Consider the following 2826-nt stretch of genomic DNA (forward strand, 5'->3'; position numbering starts at 1 on the left):
CTCTTGGTAGCGCGGCTCCGGGCGCGCGTGCGGGGGGACCCGTACGCGCGCCCGGCATTTTGGTCAACCTCAGTGCCGAGTTCAGAATATCCCCGCCACTGACCGAGATATCCGGTGAACGTTTGCCACCACAAGCATGGTGTCGGCTTCGGGCCATCCTACGAGCAACACCGATGAACGTTGTCAGGGTGAACTCAATATCTCACGACCACCAGCCGGTCCGCCCCCGATTCAGCTCCCCAGGCCTCGCCGCTGCGGCCTGCCATCTGGCGCACGCTCGCGCTGCGTGCGCTGCTCGGGAAACTCTCGAAAGTCTCGGTCCAGGGATCGAAGCGCACGATGGCATTGGCCGTGAAGTCGGTCAGCCAGACCTTGTCGCGCTCGTCCACCCACACCGAATACGTGCGTGGAGAGGTGCCGGGCAGCTTCCAGGCCTTCCAGGTTCTGGCGGCGGGGTCATACCTGCTGACGTTGCCACTCTGCCATTCGCTGACCCAGAGGCGTCCGGTCGAGTCGCTCCATACGCGCCGCGCTCCCTGATTCGGCGTTGGCGGGTCAATGGGCGTCGCCTCGCCGCTCGCCAGGTCGATGCGCGCGATATGGCTGCCAGCGAGCGACGCGTAGTAGACCTCACCCGACGGTGTGGTCGCGATGCCGTAGGGCCCGCTGCCGCGCGGCGATTTCCATACGTCCACCTTGCCCGATCTGTTAGATGGAAAATTCAGCGCTACGCCAGAGAGTATCACTGACCACGGCAGGCGCGGTCAATCGACTGCGCGCTCCCGAGATCCCGATGCGGCGTTTCGGGTGTATGCTGAGGCCTGGAAAGTACCCGGGACATTTTCCCGATTCCGCTTCTGGAACCGGTCTCGATCAGGATCTCCGGATGCCTCGAAGCATCGGGCATGCGGAGCCAAACCTCGGTGCTGAACCCTTGGAGAGCGATACATGTCCGAATACACCGCAGAAGTTCTTTGGCTCCGTGGAGAGCAGGATTTTCTTGGCAACCGATATAGCCGGCGGCATCTCTTGCGCTTCGATGGCGGCGTCGAGATCCCGGGATCGTCATCTCCGCATGTCGTGCCGGTGCCAATGTCCGACACCTTCGCAGTCGACCCCGAGGAGGCTTTTGTCTCGTCCCTGGCCAGCTGTCACATGCTTTGGTTCCTGTCAATCGCAGCGAAGCGAAAGTATTGCGTCGATCGCTACTTCGACGCTGCCACTGGCATCATGGAGAGGAACGAAGCGGGCAAACTGGTCATCTCGGTGGTCACCCTGCGTCCGGAGGTGCAATTCTCCGGTGCAAGCATGCCAACACGCGCGCAATTGGATCAGATGCACCACCAGGCGCATGACGAGTGTTTCATCGCCAATTCCGTGCGGACCGAGGTTCGTTGCGTTCCGATCTACACGGCCCCTGAAGGGCTGTGAATCCCCGGCAGCTGCCTGCTTGCACAGCGCAATCCCGGCATGCCAGGCGCCCACGCCGACTCTTGTCGTGCTGAACTGTTCGAGCAGTGATTGGCGATCGCATCCACTGGTGTGAACCATGAAACTTCCCATTGAGATCGAGGATTTTCATCAGATTACTCCCGGCGCAGCTCCGGTTTCCCTGGGTGGACTGCTTGCCGTGCTGGTTTTTGGCGCGGTCTGCCTGGGTTTTCACTGGCTTGGCAGGGACGGCTGGGTGCCTTTGCTCGACAGCGCCAACCTGGCCCTGCACGAAGCCGGTCACCCGCTGGTCGGCATTTTCAGCGCGCGGGCGACCGTCTATGGCGGGACGCTGTTTCAGCTCGTTTTCCCGCTTGCGGTGGCCTGGCATTTTCATCGCGCAGGCAATCCGGTCGGCCTGGCGGCAGCCCTGGTCTGGCTGGGAGAAAATCTCTTCAATATTGCCCGCTACATGGCGGATGCACGCGTTCAGGAACTGCCCTTGGTCGGTAGCGGAGATCATGACTGGACCGAGATCTTCGGTCGCTGGGGCGTACTGCACCTGGATGGCCGGATCGCGTCGCTGACGCGGGGCTGCGGCCTCCTGCTGATGGCCGGGGCCATGCTATGGCTTTATCGACGTTGGCGGGTCGACAGCCAGGGCGACCTCGCTCAGGCGACGAAAAAAATCTCGCCGCGCGACCGGAACGGCAGGCGCCGCCCCTGAGGTAACCAGAAAGACGTTTTTCGAAGCCGCACTCAGGCCGGTGCAAGCGCCTTGGTCACGGGCGCTTCGCGGATCGGCAGGTTGATCAGCGCAGCAGCGGTGGCCAGCACCATGTCGGCGTACCACATCCAGCCGAAGTCGCCGAAACGGACAATGACCAGGCCGCCCAGCCAGGCGCCGAGGAAGCCGCCGATCTGGTGCGACAGCAGGGTCATGCCGAACAGCGTGGCCAGGTAGCGAACGCCGAACAGCTTGCCGACGATGGCCGCCGTCGGTGGGACAGTCGCCAGCCAGGTGAAACCGAGACCGGCGGCGAAAACGTAGAAAGTCAGCTCCGTGCGCGGCGCCAGCAGGTAAGCGGCGACGAGCACGGCGCGCGAGCCGTACATGATCGCCAGCACGTACTTGCTGCGATAGCGGGAGACGCAGGCACCGGCGTAGAGGCTGCCCAGGATGTTGGCCAGGCCAATGATCGCCAGCGACCAACTGGCGACCTCGGGAGGCAGCCCGCACAGATGGACCTCGCCGGGCAGATGGGTGACCAGGAATGCGATGTGGAAGCCGCAGGTGAAGAAGCCGGCATGCAGCAGCAGGTAGCTGCGGTCGCCGAATGCCTCGCGCAGGGCCGCCCGCAAACCTTGGTCGGCCCGCTCGACGGCATGGGTCGG

General features: G+C 63.4%; 3 protein-coding genes and 1 pseudogene. 2 read left to right on the top strand and 2 right to left on the bottom strand.

Going from position 1 to position 2826, the window contains the following annotated elements; all coding sequences use genetic code 11:
- Nucleotides 1-194: 194 nt before the first annotated feature.
- Nucleotides 195-704: pseudogene (locus CAPSK01_RS09345) on the bottom strand (lyase); the annotation flags it as partial.
- A gap of 244 nt (nt 705-948) precedes the next feature.
- On the opposite strand from CAPSK01_RS09345, the gene CAPSK01_RS09350 reads away from it, so the two are divergent.
- Both CAPSK01_RS09350 and CAPSK01_RS09355 read left to right on the top strand, forming a co-directional pair.
- Nucleotides 949-1431 carry an OsmC family protein gene (locus CAPSK01_RS09350; protein WP_034925672.1) on the top strand — a complete coding sequence of 161 codons (483 nt, stop codon included), beginning with the start codon at nt 949-951 and terminating at the stop codon, nt 1429-1431.
- A gap of 118 nt (nt 1432-1549) precedes the next feature.
- Complete coding sequence (locus tag CAPSK01_RS09355) at nt 1550-2158, top strand: hypothetical protein (protein WP_273703414.1); 609 nt, start codon at nt 1550-1552, stop codon at nt 2156-2158.
- Nucleotides 2159-2190: 32 nt separating this feature from the next.
- On the opposite strand, the gene CAPSK01_RS09360 is transcribed toward CAPSK01_RS09355, so the two are convergent.
- The coding region (locus CAPSK01_RS09360; RefSeq protein ID WP_337958565.1) for an MFS transporter at nt 2191-2826 on the bottom strand (636 nt) is incomplete at its 5' end.

This window comes from Candidatus Accumulibacter vicinus (assembly GCF_000584955.1).
In the GTDB taxonomy this organism is placed as follows: Bacteria; Pseudomonadota; Gammaproteobacteria; order Burkholderiales; family Rhodocyclaceae; genus Accumulibacter; species Accumulibacter vicinus.